The 18,230-nt window shown below is 64.4% G+C and carries 21 protein-coding genes; 14 read left to right on the top strand and 7 right to left on the bottom strand.

What is annotated here, in order from left to right:
* The 5 genes from ACFP9U_RS01860 to ACFP9U_RS01840 form a co-directional block, all read right to left on the bottom strand.
* Window positions 1-455: 4Fe-4S dicluster domain-containing protein (locus tag ACFP9U_RS01860; protein ID WP_378618588.1), on the bottom strand; the 455-nt coding region annotated here is incomplete at its 3' end.
* Between the two features lie 5 nt (window positions 456-460).
* Complete coding sequence (locus ACFP9U_RS01855) at window positions 461-844, bottom strand: DUF4870 family protein (RefSeq protein WP_378618586.1); 384 nt, start codon at window positions 842-844, stop codon at window positions 461-463.
* 42 nt (window positions 845-886) lie between these two features.
* Window positions 887-2,095 (bottom strand): glycolate oxidase subunit GlcE, encoded by a 1,209-nt coding sequence (gene glcE / locus ACFP9U_RS01850; RefSeq protein WP_378618585.1) that lies wholly within the window; start codon window positions 2,093-2,095, stop codon window positions 887-889.
* A 19-nt stretch (window positions 2,096-2,114) separates the two neighbouring features.
* Window positions 2,115-2,582, bottom strand: coding sequence for an ASCH domain-containing protein (locus ACFP9U_RS01845; RefSeq protein ID WP_378618594.1), 468 nt, complete (start codon window positions 2,580-2,582; stop codon window positions 2,115-2,117).
* Between the two features lie 124 nt (window positions 2,583-2,706).
* Window positions 2,707-4,203: an FAD-linked oxidase C-terminal domain-containing protein gene (locus ACFP9U_RS01840; protein ID WP_378618583.1), complete on the bottom strand. Its 1,497-nt coding sequence runs from the start codon at window positions 4,201-4,203 to the stop codon at window positions 2,707-2,709.
* Window positions 4,204-4,351: 148 nt separating this feature from the next.
* Between ACFP9U_RS01840 and ACFP9U_RS01835 the strand changes: the two genes are divergently transcribed.
* From ACFP9U_RS01835 to ACFP9U_RS01815, 5 genes are read left to right on the top strand one after another with little or no spacing between them, the layout of a single operon-like run.
* Complete coding sequence (locus ACFP9U_RS01835; protein WP_378618581.1) at window positions 4,352-5,188, top strand: FCD domain-containing protein; 837 nt, start codon at window positions 4,352-4,354, stop codon at window positions 5,186-5,188.
* On the top strand, window positions 5,185-5,967 hold the full coding sequence (locus ACFP9U_RS01830; RefSeq protein WP_378618580.1) for a (Fe-S)-binding protein: 783 nt from the start codon (window positions 5,185-5,187) through the stop codon (window positions 5,965-5,967). Before ACFP9U_RS01835 ends, ACFP9U_RS01830 begins: the two co-directional genes overlap by 4 nt.
* Complete coding sequence (locus tag ACFP9U_RS01825; RefSeq protein ID WP_378618578.1) at window positions 5,967-7,403, top strand: LutB/LldF family L-lactate oxidation iron-sulfur protein; 1,437 nt, start codon at window positions 5,967-5,969, stop codon at window positions 7,401-7,403. The genes ACFP9U_RS01830 and ACFP9U_RS01825 overlap by 1 nt, the downstream gene beginning before the upstream one ends.
* Window positions 7,400-8,074: a LutC/YkgG family protein gene (locus ACFP9U_RS01820; RefSeq protein ID WP_378618577.1), complete on the top strand. Its 675-nt coding sequence runs from the start codon at window positions 7,400-7,402 to the stop codon at window positions 8,072-8,074. Before ACFP9U_RS01825 ends, ACFP9U_RS01820 begins: the two co-directional genes overlap by 4 nt.
* Complete coding sequence (locus ACFP9U_RS01815; RefSeq protein ID WP_378618576.1) at window positions 8,031-8,810, top strand: metallophosphoesterase; 780 nt, start codon at window positions 8,031-8,033, stop codon at window positions 8,808-8,810. The genes ACFP9U_RS01820 and ACFP9U_RS01815 overlap by 44 nt, the downstream gene beginning before the upstream one ends.
* 97 nt (window positions 8,811-8,907) lie before the next feature.
* On the opposite strand, the gene ACFP9U_RS01810 is transcribed toward ACFP9U_RS01815, so the two are convergent.
* Window positions 8,908-9,039 (bottom strand): hypothetical protein, encoded by a 132-nt coding sequence (locus ACFP9U_RS01810; RefSeq protein ID WP_378618575.1) that lies wholly within the window; start codon window positions 9,037-9,039, stop codon window positions 8,908-8,910.
* 240 nt (window positions 9,040-9,279) lie between these two features.
* Here ACFP9U_RS01810 and ACFP9U_RS01805 point away from each other — a divergent pair, with 240 nt between their 5' ends.
* The 9 genes from ACFP9U_RS01805 (at window position 9,280) to yihA (ending at window position 17,590) form a co-directional block, all read left to right on the top strand.
* Window positions 9,280-9,924 carry a hypothetical protein gene (locus tag ACFP9U_RS01805; protein WP_378618574.1) on the top strand — a complete coding sequence of 215 codons (645 nt, stop codon included), beginning with the start codon at window positions 9,280-9,282 and terminating at the stop codon, window positions 9,922-9,924.
* A gap of 31 nt (window positions 9,925-9,955) precedes the next feature.
* Entirely contained in the window at window positions 9,956-10,711 is a 756-nt protein-coding gene (locus ACFP9U_RS01800; RefSeq protein WP_378618573.1) for a 16S rRNA (uracil(1498)-N(3))-methyltransferase, read from the top strand.
* Window positions 10,712-10,796: 85 nt separating this feature from the next.
* The gene (locus ACFP9U_RS01795) at window positions 10,797-12,170 is read left to right on the top strand and encodes a glutamate--cysteine ligase (RefSeq protein WP_378618572.1); all 1,374 of its coding nucleotides are present in this window, start codon (window positions 10,797-10,799) and stop codon (window positions 12,168-12,170) included.
* 245 nt (window positions 12,171-12,415) lie between these two features.
* Complete coding sequence (gene rpmH, locus ACFP9U_RS01790; protein WP_322452786.1) at window positions 12,416-12,550, top strand: 50S ribosomal protein L34; 135 nt, start codon at window positions 12,416-12,418, stop codon at window positions 12,548-12,550.
* Between the two features lie 24 nt (window positions 12,551-12,574).
* Window positions 12,575-12,937, top strand: coding sequence for a ribonuclease P protein component (gene rnpA, locus ACFP9U_RS01785; RefSeq protein ID WP_378618571.1), 363 nt, complete (start codon window positions 12,575-12,577; stop codon window positions 12,935-12,937).
* 8 nt (window positions 12,938-12,945) lie between these two features.
* Complete coding sequence (gene yidC, locus ACFP9U_RS01780; RefSeq protein ID WP_378618570.1) at window positions 12,946-14,769, top strand: membrane protein insertase YidC; 1,824 nt, start codon at window positions 12,946-12,948, stop codon at window positions 14,767-14,769.
* 117 nt (window positions 14,770-14,886) lie between these two features.
* Window positions 14,887-16,053 (top strand): zinc-binding dehydrogenase, encoded by a 1,167-nt coding sequence (locus ACFP9U_RS01775; protein WP_378618568.1) that lies wholly within the window; start codon window positions 14,887-14,889, stop codon window positions 16,051-16,053.
* 230 nt (window positions 16,054-16,283) lie between these two features.
* A complete protein-coding gene (locus ACFP9U_RS01770) occupies window positions 16,284-16,922 on the top strand; it encodes a CatB-related O-acetyltransferase (protein WP_378618567.1) in 639 nt (212 codons plus the stop codon).
* Complete coding sequence (gene yihA / locus ACFP9U_RS01765) at window positions 16,919-17,590, top strand: ribosome biogenesis GTP-binding protein YihA/YsxC (protein WP_378618565.1); 672 nt, start codon at window positions 16,919-16,921, stop codon at window positions 17,588-17,590. Before ACFP9U_RS01770 ends, yihA begins: the two co-directional genes overlap by 4 nt.
* Window positions 17,591-17,627: 37 nt before the next feature.
* On the opposite strand, the gene msrB is transcribed toward yihA, so the two are convergent.
* A complete protein-coding gene (gene msrB, locus ACFP9U_RS01760) occupies window positions 17,628-18,131 on the bottom strand; it encodes a peptide-methionine (R)-S-oxide reductase MsrB (protein ID WP_378618563.1) in 504 nt (167 codons plus the stop codon).
* Window positions 18,132-18,230: the final 99 nt, after the last annotated feature.

Here is an 18,230-nt window from a genome sequence, read left to right as displayed (position 1 = left end):
CCCGGCAGCGCACGAAACACGGGCGCGAACGGCCGCCCGAGCTTCGCCAACCGGAGGGCCAGGCGGAAGCGCGCGGGATAGGGCAGGATGCGCGCCAGAAGCGCCCGCGTCAGCCGGTCGAGGAGCGGCCGGCGGTATGTCCTTTCGATGTGCACGCGGGCATGGTCGACCAGATGCATGTAGTTCACACCGGACGGGCAGGTCGTCATACAGGACAGGCAGGATAGGCACCGGTCGATATGGGTCACCGTCTCGCGATCGGCCGGCCGGTCGTTCTCCAGCATGTCCTTGATGAGGTAGATGCGTCCGCGCGGGCTGTCGAGTTCGTTGCCGAGTTCGACATAGGTCGGGCAGGTGGCCGTGCAGAACCCGCAATGCACACACTTGCGCAGGATCGATTCCGATTCCGCGGTATCGGGGTCGGCCAGTTGCTCCGGCGTGAAATGGGTCTGCATGTCGCCTACAGCATCCAGCTTTCAGGATTTTTGATCGGCTCGCTGCGGCTGACCGCCTGCAGGCCGATGACGATGCGCACCACCGCCCAGATCGCCACCGCGAGAAGCAGGAGGAATCCGATCCCGACCACCATAAGGACCGCCGAGACGATGCCGTAGAGAACGCCGATCCAGAAGGTGCGGATCGCCCAGGTATAGTGGGTCTCGACCCAGGGCTCGGACTTTCCGCGGTTGAGATAGGCCAGCACGATTCCCACCAACGCCGAGATCCCGATGACGAAGCTGACCAGATAGAGAATGTAGATCACCTGGATGTTCGTCGGACCTGGCTCCAGCCAGCCGTTTGTCCTGCCGGGCGGAGTGGGCTGAGTCTGCCGCGTCTCGTTCATATCCGTCTCCAATTTTGCCTGCCGGGGCACTCTAGCATGGGCTCACGCGGCAGCCATCCGCCCCGGGTTGAGAATGTCCTTGGGATCGAACTGCGCCTTCAGCCGCGCCGATAATGCGGCCAGCGCCGGCGGCTGCGGATGGAAAACCGGTACCGCCGCCCTGAGCGAGAGTGGCGCACGCACGAGGGTCGCATGCCCGCCGCCGAAATGGGCGATCAGCTTGCGCAGGATTTCGGCCTCCGGATCTGCTTCCATGCGCAGCCAGACCAGACCGCCCTGCCAGTCGTAATAGGCGTTCGCACCGGCCGCGCGGCGGAAGGCGTCCACCATTTTATGGCCCTCCGTCGGCGCCATCGACACACGCCACACCGGCGCTGGCGTCGCGTCGGCGAAAGGCAGGCAATCACGAATATCCCGCCACAGCACGCGTGACCGGCCTTCCTCGATCGTCTCCACGGAGCCATACGGCTTCATCAGTCGCGCCAGGAGGTCGAGCCGGTAGTCCACCGAGGGGGCGAACCCCTCGAGGCGCAGCACCGTCCGCGCCGCACCCTTGAGCCCGCCTTCGAGAAACCGCCCGACCACACCCTCCGGGAGGTGCGCAGCGCCGGAGATCTCCGCGCTCGAGCCCGTCGCCTCGGCCATAGCGGCCACAGCCTCGGCGTCGCTGAGACCGGCCACCACGAGAGTCTTCTCGGTTTCCGCCGCCGGCAGCACCTTGAAGGTGACGTCGCTCACCACCGCCAGTGTGCCCCATGAGCCGGCGAGCCCCTTGGAAAGGTCGTAGCCGGTGACGTTCTTCACCACGCGCCCGCCGGATTTAAAGGCTTCGCCGCGCCCGGAAACGGCGTTGATCCCCAGCACGTGATCACGCGCCGCCCCCGCCTTGATCCGCCTCGGCCCTGAAAGATTGGCCGCAAGCACCCCGCCGATCGTGCCGCGCCCCGGCTCCGCTCCAAGAAGCGGGCCATAGTCCATCGGCTCGAAGGCGAACTCCTGATTGTTTTCGGCGAGCAGGGCCTCGATCTCGGCCAGCGGCGTGCCCGCCTTTGCCGAAAGCACCAGTTCCTCCGGCTCGTAGAGGGTTATGCCCGAGAGCTTCGAAAGATCCAGCGTGTGCTCCGTCTGCACGGGCCGGCCGATGCTGCGCTTGGAGCCGTGGCCGACCACCTCCAGTGGCATTTCCTCAGCCACGGCCCATTGGACGATTTCAAGCGTCTGGGCAGCGGTGGTGGGGGTGAAGGTGGTCATGTTCGAGCACAGACCTGCATTATCGATGGGCCTCCAAAATTGCGAGCAGCGCCCTGCCCCGCGGCGAAAGTCCGTATCCAACGTCTAGGCTCTCTGTCAGGCCCAGTTCTTTCAATTTACGCACGTCGCGCTTGAGCTTGAGCTTCTCCACCCCAAGTTGCTCAGCGATGCGTGCTGCGGCAACGCCGCTTCCGGCCGCGATGGCATCGAGAATGCTGCGGTGATAGCCCTCGCGGCCGTTGGCCTTGTCCCAGCGGGACAGCTTTGCCTCGATCGCCGCCGCCTCCTGCGGAGCAAGTGCGCTTTCCTGCCGTAGCGGGACGCGACGGTCCACTTCGATCCCGCACAATTCGATCCGGTAGAGACGGCGGCCTTCGCCGTCCCGCAGGTCTTGCCTGAGTTCGTCCAACGAAGCGAAACCCGCCCTTTGCGCCTCTTCCTCTCCGAGTGCTGCTTCTTCGGCCCGTTCCACGGCGCCGATCCGCACCTCGCCCAAGGCCGTCCGCAATCGTGCGCCCGGAGAAACCGTGGGCTTCTTCCAGTGACGGAACGCGAGCGTGATTTCGCCCCGCGCTATTCCTACTAGGACCGACCGCCTGAAGAGCACCGCCTCAAAACCTCTCCAGTTCCGGAAACGGCATCTGCCCCCGGTGAATGTGCATACGGCCGAGCTCCGCGCAGCGGTGAAGCTGCGGGAACATCTTGCCGGGGTTGAGCAGATGGTTCGGGTCGAAGGCGCATTTGACGCGGATCTGCTGGTTGAGGTCGTCCTCGGTGAACATCTCCGGCATCAGGTCGCGTTTCTCGACGCCCACCCCATGCTCGCCGGTCAGCACCCCGCCGACCTCGACGCACAGCCGCAGGATATCGGCGCCGAAATCCTCCGCCTTTTCCAGCTCCCCCGGCTTGTTCGCGTCGTAAAGGATGAGCGGGTGCAGATTGCCGTCGCCGGCGTGGAAAACGTTGGCAACGCTGAGCCCGTATTTCTCCGAAAGCGCCCGCATGCCCGCAAGCACGCGCGGCAGTTCCTTGCGGGGGATGGTGCCGTCCATGCAATAATAGTCCGGCGAGATGCGGCCGACGGCCGGGAAGGCCGCCTTGCGCCCGGCCCAGAAGGCCTGGCGCTCCTCGTCGGAATTGGAAACACGGCTGGTCGTCGCGCCATTCTTGCGCGCGATCTCTTCCACACGGGCGATCAGGTGGTCTACCTCCGCCTGCGGCCCGTCGAGCTCGACGATCAGCAGCGCTTCCACGTCGAGCGGATAGCCCACTTGGACGAAATCCTCCGCCGCATGGATCGCCGGCTTGTCCATCATCTCCATGCCGCCGGGTATGATCCCGGCACCGATGATATCGGCAACGCATTGGCCGGCCTCTTCGCTCGAAGGAAAGCCGATCAGGAGCGCCCGTGCCGTCTCCGGCTTCTTCAGGATGCGTACGGTGACCTCGGTCACGACGCCCAGGAGCCCCTCCGAGCCGGTCATCAGGCCGAGCAGGTCGTAGCCTTCCGCGTCGAGATGCTTGCCGCCGAGGCGGATCACCTCGCCGGTCATCAGCACCATCTCGATGCCGAGGATGTTGTTGGCCGTCAGCCCGTATTTCAGACAGTGCACCCCGCCGGAATTCTCCGCCACATTGCCGCCGATCGAGCAGGCGATCTGGGACGAGGGATCGGGTGCATAATAAAAGCCTTCCTGCTCGACCGCGTTGGTGATGCCGAGATTCGTCACGCCCGGCTGCGCCACCACGGCCCTGTTTTCGAAATCGATTTCCAGAATCCGGTTGAAGCGGCTCATGACCAGAAGCACCGCGTCGGCGAGCGGCAGCGCGCCGCCCGAAAGCGACGTGCCAGAGCCGCGCGGCACCACGCGGATATTGCGCTCGTGGCAATATTTGAGAATGCGCGAGACCTGGGCAACCGTTTCCGGCAGGACGACCACGAGCGGCAACTGCCTATAGGCGGTCAGCCCGTCGCTTTCGAAGGCACGCATCTCGTTTTCAACCGCCACCACACCTTCGCCGGGCACGATGATGCGCATGTCCGCGACGATCTCCTCGCGCTTTTTCAGCGTTGCCGCGTCGGCTTCGGGCATATGCGGTCCGGACATGGCCTCTTGTTCCCGGTGGTAAGCAAACCGACCGCTTTTCCCTGCGCTACCGCGCTTGAGAAAGCTTTGTCGAAAATTGGTTAAAACATTTGACCAGTTGTCGTCAATGTCGCTAGATTGCCGCCATAGCCAAAAGCCCCGTTTTGCCGTGGATACCATCTATTCCAGAATCGAACATGCCCGTACGGCCGACGCCGTGGTGCGCCAGATCGAGGCGCTGATCCTGCAGGGTATTCTGCGCGACGGCGACCGGCTGCCGGGCGAGCGCGAGTTGGCGAGCCGGATGGACGTCTCGCGCCCCATCCTGCGCGATGCGCTCAAGGCGCTCGAAGCCAGAGGTCTTCTCGTCAGCCGCCAGGGCGGCGGCACGCACGTTGCCAGCATCGTCGGCGAAGTCTTCGCCAAGCCCATGCGCGAGCTCATCGCCACCCATCCCAAGGCCACCGCCGACTATCTGGAGTATCGCCGCGAGGTCGAGGCCGTCGCCGCCGAAATGGCGGCGCGCCGGGCGACGGAGGCCGACAAGGCACTGCTCGCCGACATCGTCGCGCGGATGGAGCATGCCCACGCCACGGCCGATTTCAAGACGGAAGTCGAGATCGACGTCGAGTTCCACAACGCCGTCGGCGAATGCACGCACAATTTCGTGCTGCTTCATACCTTGCGCTCCTGCTACCGGCTGCTGGCGGATGGGGTGTTCTACAGCCGCGCCCGGGTCTACGGCCTGCCGGGCGCGCGGGAAGATCTGCTTTCCCAGCACCGGGCGATCTTCCTCGCCATCCGCGACGGCGATCCCGCGACCGCGCGTTCCGCCTCCGTCGATCACATCGCATATGTGGAGTGGGCGAGCACGGAGGCCGAGCGGACAGGCGAGTGGGAGCATATCGCGAAGCTCCGCCTCCAGCAGCGCTCTTCGCCGGAGGCGAAGGCCGTGCGATCGGGCCGGTCCCGGCGGTCCGCCGCCGCCAAGTCAAAAACAGGATGATGCCTTTGAAACACGAAACCCTGAAACAGCCGCGCGTCGGACTTTTCGTCACGTGCCTGGTCGATCTCTTCCGGCCCACCGTCGGCTTCGCCTCGGTCAAGCTTCTGGAGGATGCCGGCTGTAAGGTCGACGTGCCGATGGCCCAGACCTGCTGCGGTCAGCCGGCCTATAATTCCGGCGACCGGGACGACACGACGGCCATCGCGCAAAAGACGATCGAGACTTTCGAGGAGTTCGACTATGTGGTGGCGCCGTCCGGCTCCTGCGCCGGGATGCTGAAGAAGCATTATCCAGCGCTTTTCAAGAACGGTCCCTGGGCGGAGCGCGCGGCCGCCTTTTCGGACAAGGTGCACGAGCTGGTCAGCTTCCTGGTCGATGTCCTGGGCGTGGCGGACGTCAAAGCCGCCCACCAGGGCAGCGTCACCTATCACGATTCCTGTTCGGGCCTGCGCGAACTCAACATCCGCGAGCAGCCGCGGCGCCTGCTTGCGAGCGTATCCGGCCTTGAATTGAAGGAACTGAAGGATTCCGACGTCTGCTGCGGTTTCGGCGGCACCTTCTGCGTGAAATATCCCGATATCTCCAACCGTATTGTCGAGGAGAAGGCGGCAAATATCGAGGCCTCGGGAGCGGGCACGCTGCTTGCGGGCGACCTCGGCTGCCTCATGAACATGGCCGGCAAGCTGCAGCGCCAGGGCAAGGACGTCGCCGTGCGCCACGTGGCCGAGGTGCTGGCCGGGATGGATAACGGTCCGGCGATCGGCAGGGGAGAGCGCTGATGCAGATCACCTCACCCTTCTTCAAGGCGAATGCGCGTGCGGCGCTCGCCGACCCGCAACTGCAGAAAGCCCTTCATCACGTGCGCTCGGGCTTCATCGACAAGCGCCAGAACGCGGTCGACGCGCTGCCGGAATTCGACTCCCTGCGCGACTCCGCCCGCGCCATCAAGGATCATGCTCTCGCCCATCTCGACCTTTACCTCGAAGCCTACGAGGAGAAGGTGCAGGCGGCCGGCGGCCATGTGCACTGGGCCGAGACGGCGGAGGATGCCCGCGCGGCGATCCTAGAGATCTGCCGCGCCGCCGGAGCCCGCACGGTGACCAAGGGCAAGTCCATGATCACCGAGGAGATCGGCCTCAACGAATTCTTCGAGAAGGAGGGCATCCGCCCCGTCGAGACCGATCTCGGCGAATACATCATCCAGCTTCGCGGCGAACACCCGAGCCACATCATCGCGCCCGCCGTGCATCTGACCAAGGATCAGGTGGAGAGCGATTTCCGCCGCGTGCACGACCACCTGCCGCCGGGCCGCGACCTGTCGGAACCCGAGGCGCTCCTGGGCGAAGCGCGGCGCGTGCTGCGCTCGGAGTATTTCTCCGCCGATGTCGGCATCACCGGCGCCAACTTCCTGGTCGCGGAAACCGGCAGTTCCGTGATCGTCACCAACGAGGGCAATGGCGACCTGACGCAGATCCTGCCGCGTGTGCACATCGTCGTCGCCTCGATCGAGAAGATCGTCCCGACGCTGGAGGATATGGGCCAGATCCTGCGCGTGCTCGCCCGCTCCGCCACCGGCCAGGACATGAGCGTCTACACCACCGTCTCGACCGGGCCGCGCCGGCCCGAAGACCCCGACGGGCCCGACGAGTACCACGTCGTCCTGCTCGACAACGGCCGTTCCGCCATGCTCGGGACGGAGTTCCAGGACATGCTGCGCTGCATCCGCTGCGGCGCCTGCATGAACCACTGCCCGGTCTACCACGCCGTCGGCGGCCACGCTTACGGCTGGGTCTATCCCGGGCCCATGGGCGCGGTGCTGACGCCGTCGCTCGCCGGCGTCGACAAGTCGGGCCATTTGCCGAACGCCTCGACCTTCTGCGGCCGCTGCGAGGCGGTGTGCCCCATGCGAATCCCATTGCCGAAGATGATGCGCCACTGGCGCGAGCGGGAATTCGCCCGCGGGCTCAACCCGGCAGGCCAGCGCTACGGCTTGCGGGCATGGGCCCTCTTCGCCCGCCGCCCGCGCCTTTACCGGCTGGCCACGTCCTTAGCCATTCCCGCCCTTTCGCTCATGGGTGGGGCAAAGCGCCGGTTCCGCTACCTGCCTTTCGCCGGCGGCTGGACCAGGCACCGCGACCTGCCGGCCCCCGAAAGCCGCACCTTCATGCAGCAATGGCGCGATCGCGAGGCGTTGAAACAGGGAGCGCGCGCATGAGCGGGCGCGAGGCGGTACTGGGCAAGGTGCGCGCATCCCTTGGGGCTGCACCGGGCGATAGCCGCGCCGCAAAGGTGGCAAAGCGGCTCAAGGATGCGCCGGCGGGCATCATTCCCCGGCGCGGCCAGAAAGCGGAAAACGAGCGCATCGCCCTGTTCTGTGAGATGGCGCACAAGGTTTCCGCCACCGTCGAGCGGGTGAAAGCGCCGACCGATGTGCCGAAGGCCGTCGCGGCCTATCTGCGGGCGAAGAACCTGCCGGCCGCCGTGCGCATGGGTGCGGACGAGCGGCTGGGCGCCATGCCGTGGAAAAAGGTCAAGGCGCTTGAGGTCAAGCCGGGCCCTGCGGACCCGGACGACCAGGTGGGCGTCAGCCACGCCATCGCCGGCATCGCCGAAACGGGCACCGTCGCGCTGCATTCGGGCGCGGAGAACCCGACCACTGTCAATTTCCTGCCGGAGCACCATATCGTCGTGGTGAACGCAAAGGACATTGCCGGCGATCTGGAGACGGTGTTTTCAGGCCTCCGGCGGAAATTCGGCAAGGGAACGATGCCGCGCACGCTCAACCTGATTACCGGGCCGTCCCGCTCCGGCGACATCGAGCAGACGCTGCTCCTGGGAGCCCATGGACCGCGTGCGCTGCATCTCGTCGTGGTCGATGGCGGCTGAAGGGGGGATTCATTTTGACGACGCCGCCGCGCCGGAGGGCATGCGGCTTTATGCCGTGGGAGACATTCACGGCTGCTACGACCTCATGGTCGAGATGCACCGCCGCATCATGGCCGAAATCATCGAGGAGCGGCCGCCGGACTGGCGCATCATCTATCTCGGCGACTATGTCGACCGCGGGCCGGCGTCGCGGCAGGTGATCGAGTTTCTATCGCGCACAACCGCGAGCGACCCGCGTGTCGTGGCGCTCGGCGGCAACCACGATGTCGGTTTCCTGGAATTCCTGATGGAGCCGATGCCGGATGGCATGTTCGCCAATTATGGCGGCACCACCACGGCACGATCCTACGGTGTGGAGATGGCTTTTCATCCGCTCGAGGCGCTGGAGCGTTCCGCACAGGCCTTGCGGGATATGATCCCGCAGGCGCACATGGATTTCCTGCGCGGGTTGAAGCTGTCGGCGAGCTTCGGCGACTACTTTTTCTGTCATGCGGGCATCAAACCCGGCGTGCCGCTGGAGGCGCAGTCGGCCGAAGACCTCATCTGGATTCGAGACCTGTTCCTTAGCCACGTGCAATTGCACTCAAAGGTGATCGTGCACGGCCATACTCCCGTGCCGAGGCCGGAAATCCTGCCTAACCGGGTAAACCTCGACACCGGTGCTTTTCACAGCGGCCGCTTGTCCGCGATGATGTTCGAGGGAAAGCGCAAGCGCCTCCTGGGCGTCGGCCGATAAAGCGAAATGCGCACGCATTCGCTTCAATATATCGCCTTACCTCTTTGCCTTTGGCGCGTTTGCGGGCGAAAGAATTCCGCTTGGCAAATTGCCTTAACTACTTCGCGAATGTTGTGATGCCGTAGCCATCCGTCGTCTCATAGACATCGGAGGCGGTCGCTGCCCAGATTCCGGCGCCGCTCGTCGCAACGGCTGTGATCAACATCAGGGAGAGAAAAGCTGTGCGCATGGGGCTCGTCTCGTGTCAGTTCGGCAGTCAAGAGTATGACTCGCGGGGTTACCATTTGGTTCCGACGAAACGTCGGGAGAAAAATTGTTCGAATTGTCTTCAATTCACGAGTGATGGCCCAATTATCCGTCGGGAAGGGAAACGCAAGATGACGATAAGGGGCATCCACGTCTTTGCGTCGGCATTGTCGCCCTCCGGCAACACCGGTCGTGCCGGGCTCGTCGCCTGAAGGAGGATGCCATGCCGCTGCAGAACCGTGCCGATCCTTTCGGCGCTCTTCACGCGATTGCCGCGCGTGGCCTCTTTACGGGCAATCGCGGGGTCATTCACGATCCGGAGACGAAGACTTTGCTCGCCCGCCGCTGGACGACCCGCGCCTGGATCGTCTGCGAGTGCACGTTCAAGGACCGCCGGCGTGCGGTGATGGGCCGGAACGGGCGCTCTGGCGGCCCCGGCTGGACGGAGCTCTTCTTCCTCGACGAGGTGACGGCGCTCGCCGCCGGCCATCGCCCCTGCTTCCTCTGCCGCAGGGAGCGGGCGCTGAGCTTCGCCCGTTTCTTCGCGCAAGGCGCCGGGCGTGGGCGCCTGTCCGCACCGGAAATCGACAGCCGCCTGCATCGCCAGCGGCGGGCCTCCGGCATTCCGTCCTTCGCCCTGCGCATGGCCCAGGTCGATGATCTGCCTGACGGCGCGATGGTCGAGGTGGATGGCAGCGCTTTTGCTGTGCACGATGGCCGGTTGCTGCCGTGGGATTTCGGCGGCTACGGTGCGGCTCGAGACCCGCGCAAGGTCGCCGGCCCGTTCCTGCTGATCACGCCGCCTTCCACCGTTTCCGCCTTGCGCTGTGGATATGCGCCAATCTGGCACGCAACTGCGCGCCCTTGACCGCATCGCTCACGCGGCGCATCAAGCTGCCATGCGAGCGAACTACAAGATGCAGCGGCTTTTCCTGCCGGAGAATCTCGCCGCCGAGGCCGAGATCGAAACGACGCGCCACCAGGCGCATTATCTCGCCAATGTACTGCGCATGCGCGAAGGCGATCGGCTGCTCCTGTTCAATGGCCGCGACGGCGAATGGCTGACGGAGATCGCCGCGCTTTCCAGGAAGTCCGCGCGGCTGAGGCCTCTGCAGCGGGAGCGCCCCCAAACGCCTGTTTCCGACCTCTTTTACTGCTTCGCGCCGCTGAAGCAGGGACGGTTGGACTACCTGGTGCAAAAGGCGGTCGAGATGGGCGCCGGCATTCTCCAGCCCGTCGTCACCCAGCACACGCAAGTGCCGAAGCTCGGCATGCAGCGCCTCGAGGCCAACGTTATCGAGGCGGCCGAGCAATGCGGTATCCTCTCCGTTCCAGAGGTGCGCCAGCCGCTCAAGCTCGACAAGCTGCTCGAGAGCTGGGAGGAGGAAAGGCAACTCGTCTTTTGCGACGAGGACGCACCAGGCAACAACCCGCTCGATGCGCTGCTGGCGCTGAACGGTGCAAGTCTCGGCCTTCTGGTCGGGCCGGAGGGCGGTTTCTCCGATGCCGAGCGGAAGCGCCTGCGCGCGCTGCCCTTCGTCCTGCCGATTCCCCTTGGCCCGCGCATCCTGCGTGCCGACACGGCGGCCGTTGCCGCGCTGGCGCTGATCCAGGCCGCGGCCGGAGACTGGCGCGCCGAGCCGGCAACTGCTTGATGCAGCGTTCAGAACTTTTTGCTTGATTGCCTCGGCCGACTTGGCCAATCAGGCGTTGCATCCGAACGAGAGGCCGGAGGGATGAATGGCGCGCGACACGACCGATAACCGGCCGATCGAAGGGATCGACGAACTGGTGGGCTACATGGCCCGCGGTTCGAAGCCGAAGGAGGCATGGCGAATCGGCACCGAGCACGAGAAGTTTCCGTTCTATGCCGACGGCAACCGGCCCGTCCCCTATGAGGGGCCGCGCGGCATTCGGTCGCTGCTCGAAGGCATGCAGAAGCTGCTCGGCTGGGATCCGATCGAGGATGGCGGGCGCATCATCGGCCTCGTGGAGCCGACGGGCCAGGGAGCGATCTCGCTGGAGCCGGGCGGCCAGTTCGAGTTGTCCGGCGCCGCTCTCGAGACGCTCCACCAGACCTGCCGGGAGGGCAACGCCCATCTGGCGCAACTGCGCGAGATCGCCGAGCCGCTCGGCATCCGCTTCCTGGGCCTCGGCGCCAGCCCCAAATGGCGGCTTTCCGAGACGCCGAGAATGCCCAAGTCGCGCTACGATATCATGTCCGCCTACATGCCCAAGGTGGGCAGCCACGGCCTCGACATGATGTACCGCACCTGCACGATCCAGGTGAACCTCGACTTTTCCTCCGAAACCGACATGCGGCGCAAGATGCAGGTCTCTTCGCGGCTGCAGCCGCTGGCGACCGCGCTCTTCGCCAATTCGCCCTTCACCGATGGAGCCCCGAACGGCTACCAGTCGTGGCGCGCGGAGATCTGGCGCGACACCGACAACCAGCGTTCGGGCCTCTTGCCCTTCGTCTTCTCCGACGGTTTCGGCTTTGTGGATTACGTGGAATGGGCGCTCGACGTGCCCATGTATTTCGTCATTCGCGAGGGGCGCTATCACGACTGCACCCACGTCACCTTCCGCCAGTTCATGGATGGCGCACTGCGCGAGACGGTCCCCGACGGAATGCCCACCATGGGCGACTGGGCCAACCACCTTTCGACGCTCTTTCCCGACGTGCGGCTGAAGCGCTTTCTGGAAATGCGCGGTGCCGACGGTGGCCCCTGGCGGCGCATCTGCGCGTTGCCGGCCTTCTGGGTCGGGTTGCTTTACGACGATGAAGCCCTCGATGCGGCCGAGGAAATGACCAAGGGCTGGAGCTTTGTGGAGGTCCAGGCCTTGCGGGACGCCGTGCCCGTGGAAGGGCTTGCCGCCCGCTTCCGCAATCACGAGCTTCGCGAGGCCGCGCGCGAGGTGCTGGCGATCTCCCGCATGGGGCTGAAGCAGCGCGCGCTGCTCAACCGCGAAGGCTACGACGAGGCGGAATTCCTGAACCCGCTCGACGAAATCGTCGCCCGCGGCACCACCAGCGCGCAGGAGATGATGAGCGCCTTCAACACACGCTGGGGCGGCTCCATCGAACCGGTTTTCTTTGAGCAGGCATATTAGGGGAGCAAGGGAATAGCCATGCGCCGGTAAGGGGCGGCTCCGCGGTTCTGCCGCATTTCTTCCTATCGCCTTACTGCCCGTCTCCTTCCCTCCCCTCATTCATTGACTTTCGGCAACGCGCTTCTTATAAGCCCGGCACGTCCGGGCCGGCTGCCCGGCGCATGGTTCGTGCGCCCCGGCGGTCTGGAATGCTCCTGTTCATCGAGACAGAATAAAGAAGGGCCGCACGCCGCGGTATTAAACAAATGAAGCGCACATATCAGCCCTCGAAACTCGTCCGCAAGCGCCGGCACGGCTTCCGCGCGCGCATGGCCACCAAGGGCGGCCGCCGCGTGATCGCTGCCCGCCGTGCACGTGGTCGCAAGAAGCTCTCGGCATAAGGTGATGGGCGCAGGGCCGAGACGGTGTCTGGCCGGGCGCAGGTACGCCATCCCGCGCGCCTTACGAAGCGCGCCGAGTTTCTGGCGGTGCGCCGTGGAACAAGGCGGCGCGGCCCGTTTTTCCTGCTTGAAGTCCTGGAGCGCGGCGACGACGGCCCGCCGCGTCTGGGAATCACCGTGACCCGCAAGGTCGGCAACGCCGTCGAGCGCAACCGCATCCGGCGCCGCCTGCGTGAGGCGGTGCGCGTCCATGCCGCCGATGACATGGCGCCAGGCACTGACTATGTGATCGTGGGAAGGCGCGAAATATTGAATGCGCCCTTCGCAGCGCTGAAGGAAGAGCTTTCACGCCGTATGAGCGGCAGAAACCCCGTGCGCACGGGCTAAGGACATTCATGGACAACAATCGCAACTTTCTGATCACGATCGCGCTGTCGGTGCTGATCCTGACGGTCTGGCAGGTGTTCTACATGAACCCGCGCATCGAGGAGCAGCGCGAGACCGCTCAGGTCGAGGCGGAGCGCCCCGGCGAGACCACCGCCCAGCAAGGCACCGGAACTGGCGGGGAAGGCAATATCCCGTCGGCGAACGGCGCGCAGGGCGGCACGGTTCCCGGCAGTTCCCCTGCCACGACCGCACCGGCCAGCCGCGAGGCGGCGGTCGGCGCGGCCGAGCGGGTGAAGATAGACACGCCGCGCCTTGCCGGTTCCATCAATCTCACCGGTGCGCGGCTGGATGACCTTCTGCTCAAGGACTACCACGTCACGGTCGACAGGGATTCGCCGAACATCGAACTGCTGAACCCGGCCGCATCGCCGGACGGCTACTATGTGGAGACGGGATATGTCGGCGATGGGGCGGGCACGCTTCCCGGCCCGCAGACCGTATGGATGCTCGAGGAAGGCTCGGTGCTTTCGCCCGGCAATCCGGTCACGTTGCGTTACACCAACGACGCCGGCCTGACCTTCCTGCGCACCTTCTCGGTCGACAGCAATTATCTCTTCACCATTTCCGACACGATCCGCAACGAGGGAGGCGAGGCGGTCGCGCTGAGCAACTATGGCCGCAGCACGCGTCTCGGCCAGCCCGAAACCACCGGCATTTACATCCTGCACGAGGGTTTCATCGGCGTGACCGGCGAGGAAGGCCTGCAGGAGATCAGCTATTCCGAGGCCGAGGACGAGGAGGGCAACGCCATCACGCCCGCAAAGTCCTCGGATGGCTGGCTCGGCATCACCGACAAGTACTGGGCGGTGACCATGGTGCCGCGCGCCGGCGAGGACTTTCAGCCGCGCTACTCCTATTTCCAGGACGGCCGCACGGGCTACCAGGCGGATTTCCTGACCGACCCCGTCACCGTCGCCCCGGGCGGCGAGACGACCGTCGACACGCTGGTCTTTGCCGGCGCGAAGGAGGTCAACGTCATCAACAGCTACGAGCGTGAGCAGGGCATCCGCCAGTTCGAGCTTCTGATCGACTGGGGCTGGTTCTACTTCATTACCAAGCCGATGTTCTATCTCATCGACTGGCTCTTCAAGCTGCTCGGCAATTTCGGCCTCGCCATCCTGGCGACGACCGTTATCGTCAAGCTCATTTTCTTCCCGCTCGCCAACAAGTCCTACAAGTCGATGGCGAACATGAAGAAGGTCCAGCCCGCGCTGATGGAACTCCGCGAGAAATACGCGGACGACAAGATGAAGCAGCAGCAGGCGATGATGGAGCTCTACAAGAAGGAGAAGATCAATCCGCTGGCCGGCTGCTGGCCGATCCTTATCCAGATTCCGGTGTTCTTCGCGCTCTACAAGGTGCTCTACGTCACCATCGAGATGCGCCATGCGCCCTTCTTCGGCTGGATCCAGGATCTCGCGGCGCCTGACCCGACCTCGATCTTCAATCTGTTCGGCCTTCTGCCCTACGACGTGCCGTCCTTCCTCATGATCGGGGTCTGGCCGCTGATCATGGGCGTCACCATGTTTCTGCAGATGCGCATGAACCCGTCGCCGCCCGATCCCACCCAGGCGATGATCTTCAACTGGATGCCGGTGGTCTTCACCTTCATGCTGGCGACCTTCCCGGCCGGTCTCGTCATCTACTGGGCATGGAACAACCTGCTGTCGATCATCCAGCAGGGCGTGATCATGAAGCGCCAGGGCGCCAAGATCGAGCTGTGGGACAATCTGGTAGGCCTGTTCAAGCGAAAGCCGGATCCGGCGGAATAGCCGGAGAGACGGAAAAGTCCGGGGCCCGCTTCGGCGGGCCCTTTTTCCCTGAAGGCGCACTTCGGCAAGTCGGGTCAGGTACCATTAAGGCACGGCGCATCGGACCGGAGGAAAGCCATGCCGCCATCCAGTGAAAGTTCCGTTCCGCAGACCATGGCAGCAATGGTGCTGACCGGCCATGGCGGCACCGACAGGCTCGTCTATCGCAAAGACGTGCCGGTTCCAAAACCGGGACCGGGCGAGATCCTTGTCAAGGTGACAGCCACCGCCAAGAACAACACCGACCGCAAAGCGCGCGAAGGCCTCTATCCCACCAGGGACAAGGGCGATGTGACGTCCTTCCAGATCGGCGGCACGCCCACTTTGACCTTTCCGCGCATCCAAGGGGCCGACGTGGTCGGTCATGTAGCCGCGGTGGGCGAAGGGGTTGATCCCGCACGCATCGGCGAGCGCGGCCTGCTGGATTTCAATCTCTACGCAGACGAACGTCGGGATATCAATCTGACGCCGGACTATTTCGGCCATGGCGCCGACGGGGGCTATGCGGAGTACATTGCCGCTCCGGCGGATCAATTCCATACGGTCGAGAATCGGGAACTTGCCGACGCGGAACTGGCCGCCATGGGCATGTGCTCCTATCAGACTGCGCTGCACATGCTGAACGTCGCGGGCGTTGCGCCGGGCGAGCGAGTTCTCGTGACGGGAGCGAGCGGCGGTGTCGGAACGGCACTCATCCAGCTGTGCCGCATCATGGGCGCCGTGCCCTACGCATTGAGCCAGCGCGAAAAGACGGATGCACTGCTCGCGTTGGGCGCCGAAGCGGTTCTCGACCGGTCCGACATGCAAGGTTTCACGGAGGAGATTCGCGAACTGACCGGCGGTGCGCCGCTCGATGCGGTGATGGATCTCGTCGGCGGCGACATGACCGACCGCTTCATCGACGCGATGGTCTTCGACATGAAGCGCCGCACCACCTATCCGCGCCTGAGTATCGCAGGGGCAAGCGCGGGCAACCTCACCGAAATCATGTGGACGCGCATCTATCTCTACCAAGTCCAGATCTTTGGGGTCTCCCACGGTACGCGTGCTGAAGCCGCACAGTTGATCGCGTGGATACGCGACGGTCGGTTGAAGCCGGTCCTGCACGGTGCGTTCAAGCTTTCCCAACTTCATGAAGCCGAACGTTATTTCGTCGATCGCACGAAGGACTTTCTGGGCAAGATCGTCATTGTGCCCGACTCGGAATGGGCCAGCCACGGTGCGGGCTTCGCCTTGGCCAGTTGATATCCCGCATGTGCAGCGCGCACCATCTGAGGATGGCGGCCGATCACATCGTTTGTTATGCGTCGGCGGTGCGCTATAAGATGTCGAACCATTGGGGAGCATGTTCGATGATCGGCTGACGGGACCGCACATATCGCACGTTCGTCCGGGATCAGGTCCGTCCCGGGGCTTCTCGGAAGAAGCAGACGCGCGAAATCCTCCGTCATTTTCCCGCGACCATGGGGACCGCCATGCATGGACCGAATCCCGAGATCAAACATCCCATCATGATGCATCCACGCGTCGGCTTCCTGAAGCCGCTCGTCGACAAGCCGAACATCGAAATCGGCGAATATACCTATTACGACGATCCGGAGGGGCCGGATCTGTTCGCCGAGAAATGCGTGCTGCATCACTACGAATTCATTGGCGACAAGCTCGTCATCGGCCGCTTCTGCGCCATTGCCGAGGGCGCCCGCTTCATCATGAACGGCGCCAATCACGTGCTGTCCGGCTTTTCCACCTATCCCTTCAACATTTTCGGCCAGGGATGGGAGCAAGGCTTCGACGAGGAGACCTGGCGCCGCGAGGTGCGCGGCGACACGATCGTCGGCAATGATGTGTGGATCGGCTTCGACGCGGTCATCATGCCGGGGGTGAAGATCGGCGACGGCGCGATTGTGGGCGGCCGCTCCGTCGTCACGCGCGACGTGCCGCCCTACGCGGTCGTCGCCGGCAATCCCGCGGAGATGGTCAAGATGCGTTTCGACGCGTTCACCGTGCGCCAGCTCCTCGCCATCGCCTGGTGGAACTGGCCGGCCGACAAGATCACGCGCAATCTGGACGCCATCCGAGGAAACGATCTGGCGCGTCTGGAGGCATCAAAGTGAGCGAGAACGACGCCGTGACGTCGGGCGGCCGGGCCGGCGAAAAGCTTTTCGCGCGGCCGTGGATTTTCATCCGTGGCGTGCCGGCGATGAAATTCCTGCCTCCCGAGGGTCCATCCGAGGTGGCGTTTGCCGGCCGATCCAACGTGGGAAAGTCGTCTCTTATCAACGCGCTGGTGAGCCGCAAGGGGCTTGCCCGCACCTCCAACACACCGGGCCGAACGCAGGAACTCAATTATTTCGTTCCCGAGGGCTACAGCGGCGAGAAGGGCGACCTGCCGCCGATGGCGCTCGTCGACATGCCCGGCTACGGCTTCGCCAAAGCGCCCAAGGCGAAGGTCGATGCCTGGACCAAGCTCGTCTTCGACTATCTGCGCGGCCGCGTGACGCTGAAGCGCGTCTATCTGCTGATCGACGCACGCCATGGCATCAAGACGGTCGACGACGAGGTGATGGACCTGCTCGACACCGCCGCCATCTCCTACCAGGTGGTGCTGACGAAGGCCGACAAGATAAAGCCCCCGGCGCTCGCCCGGCTTGTCGAGGAGACGCGGCAAAAGCTCGCGAAGCGCCCCGCCGCCTTTCCCGAGATCGTCGCCACGTCCTCGGAGAAAGGACTGGGCATCGACGACCTGCGCGCGGCAGTCCTGCGCGCGGTCGACCATGGTTGAGTGCCTGTCTGCTCCTGGAGAGAAGAGATCAGGGCGCCTACGCTGTCTCTCCCGGCCGGAACGTCAGCGCCACGCCGTTGATGCAGTGGCGCTTGCCGGTGGGCGGCGGACCATCGTCGAAGATATGGCCCAGATGCCCGCCGCAGCGCCGGCAATGGCATTCCGTGCGCACCATGAAGAAGGAGCGGTCGTCCTTCGTGCCGATGGCGCCGGGCAGCGACTCCCAGAAGCTCGGCCAGCCGGTGCCGGAATCGTATTTGACTTCCGACGAATAGAGCGGAAGATCGCAGCCCGCGCAGTGGAAAAGGCCAGCCCGCTTTTCGTCGTTCAGCGGACTGGAGAATGCGCGCTCCGTCGCCTCCTCGCGCAGCACGTCATACTGTTCGGGCGTCAGGATGGCGCGCCACTCTTCTTCCGATTTCACGATCTCGAAGCTCTCGGCCTTGGCGCTTCCGCGCGAACCGGCGCGAAACATCAGCGCACCGCCGGCGAGCGCGGTGACGGCGCCAATGCCGCCATACAGGAAATTGCGCCGTTTCATCGTCTCGTCCTCCGTTCGGACCGGAGATTAGGCGCGCTTGCCGTATCACGGCAAATCAATGGGCCGTGAGGGAATTTGAAGCGGAACGTTTGCCTGCCG

Origin of the sequence: Nitratireductor sp. GCM10026969, assembly GCF_042660605.1 — a bacterium.
Taxonomy (GTDB): Bacteria; Pseudomonadota; Alphaproteobacteria; order Rhizobiales; family Rhizobiaceae; genus Chelativorans.
This window is presented reverse-complemented; position numbering and strand designations above follow the sequence as displayed.

Coding starts and splice junctions, on each gene's coding strand:
- ACFP9U_RS01855 (WP_378618586.1), bottom strand. CDS start 844: ATGAACGAGACGCGGCAGACTCAGCCCACTCCGCCCGGCAGGACAAAC.
- glcE (WP_378618585.1), bottom strand. CDS start 2,095: ATGACCACCTTCACCCCCACCACCGCTGCCCAGACGCTTGAAATCGTC.
- ACFP9U_RS01840 (WP_378618583.1), bottom strand. CDS start 4,203: ATGTCCGGACCGCATATGCCCGAAGCCGACGCGGCAACGCTGAAAAAG.
- ACFP9U_RS01830 (WP_378618580.1), top strand. CDS start 5,185: ATGATGCCTTTGAAACACGAAACCCTGAAACAGCCGCGCGTCGGACTT.
- ACFP9U_RS01825 (WP_378618578.1), top strand. CDS start 5,967: ATGCAGATCACCTCACCCTTCTTCAAGGCGAATGCGCGTGCGGCGCTC.
- ACFP9U_RS01820 (WP_378618577.1), top strand. CDS start 7,400: ATGAGCGGGCGCGAGGCGGTACTGGGCAAGGTGCGCGCATCCCTTGGG.
- ACFP9U_RS01815 (WP_378618576.1), top strand. CDS start 8,031: ATGGACCGCGTGCGCTGCATCTCGTCGTGGTCGATGGCGGCTGAAGGG.
- ACFP9U_RS01810 (WP_378618575.1), bottom strand. CDS start 9,039: ATGCGCACAGCTTTTCTCTCCCTGATGTTGATCACAGCCGTTGCGACG.
- ACFP9U_RS01805 (WP_378618574.1), top strand. CDS start 9,280: ATGCCGCTGCAGAACCGTGCCGATCCTTTCGGCGCTCTTCACGCGATT.
- ACFP9U_RS01800 (WP_378618573.1), top strand. CDS start 9,956: ATGCGAGCGAACTACAAGATGCAGCGGCTTTTCCTGCCGGAGAATCTC.
- ACFP9U_RS01795 (WP_378618572.1), top strand. CDS start 10,797: ATGGCGCGCGACACGACCGATAACCGGCCGATCGAAGGGATCGACGAA.
- rpmH (WP_322452786.1), top strand. CDS start 12,416: ATGAAGCGCACATATCAGCCCTCGAAACTCGTCCGCAAGCGCCGGCAC.
- yidC (WP_378618570.1), top strand. CDS start 12,946: ATGGACAACAATCGCAACTTTCTGATCACGATCGCGCTGTCGGTGCTG.
- ACFP9U_RS01775 (WP_378618568.1), top strand. CDS start 14,887: ATGCCGCCATCCAGTGAAAGTTCCGTTCCGCAGACCATGGCAGCAATG.
- ACFP9U_RS01770 (WP_378618567.1), top strand. CDS start 16,284: ATGCATGGACCGAATCCCGAGATCAAACATCCCATCATGATGCATCCA.
- msrB (WP_378618563.1), bottom strand. CDS start 18,131: ATGAAACGGCGCAATTTCCTGTATGGCGGCATTGGCGCCGTCACCGCG.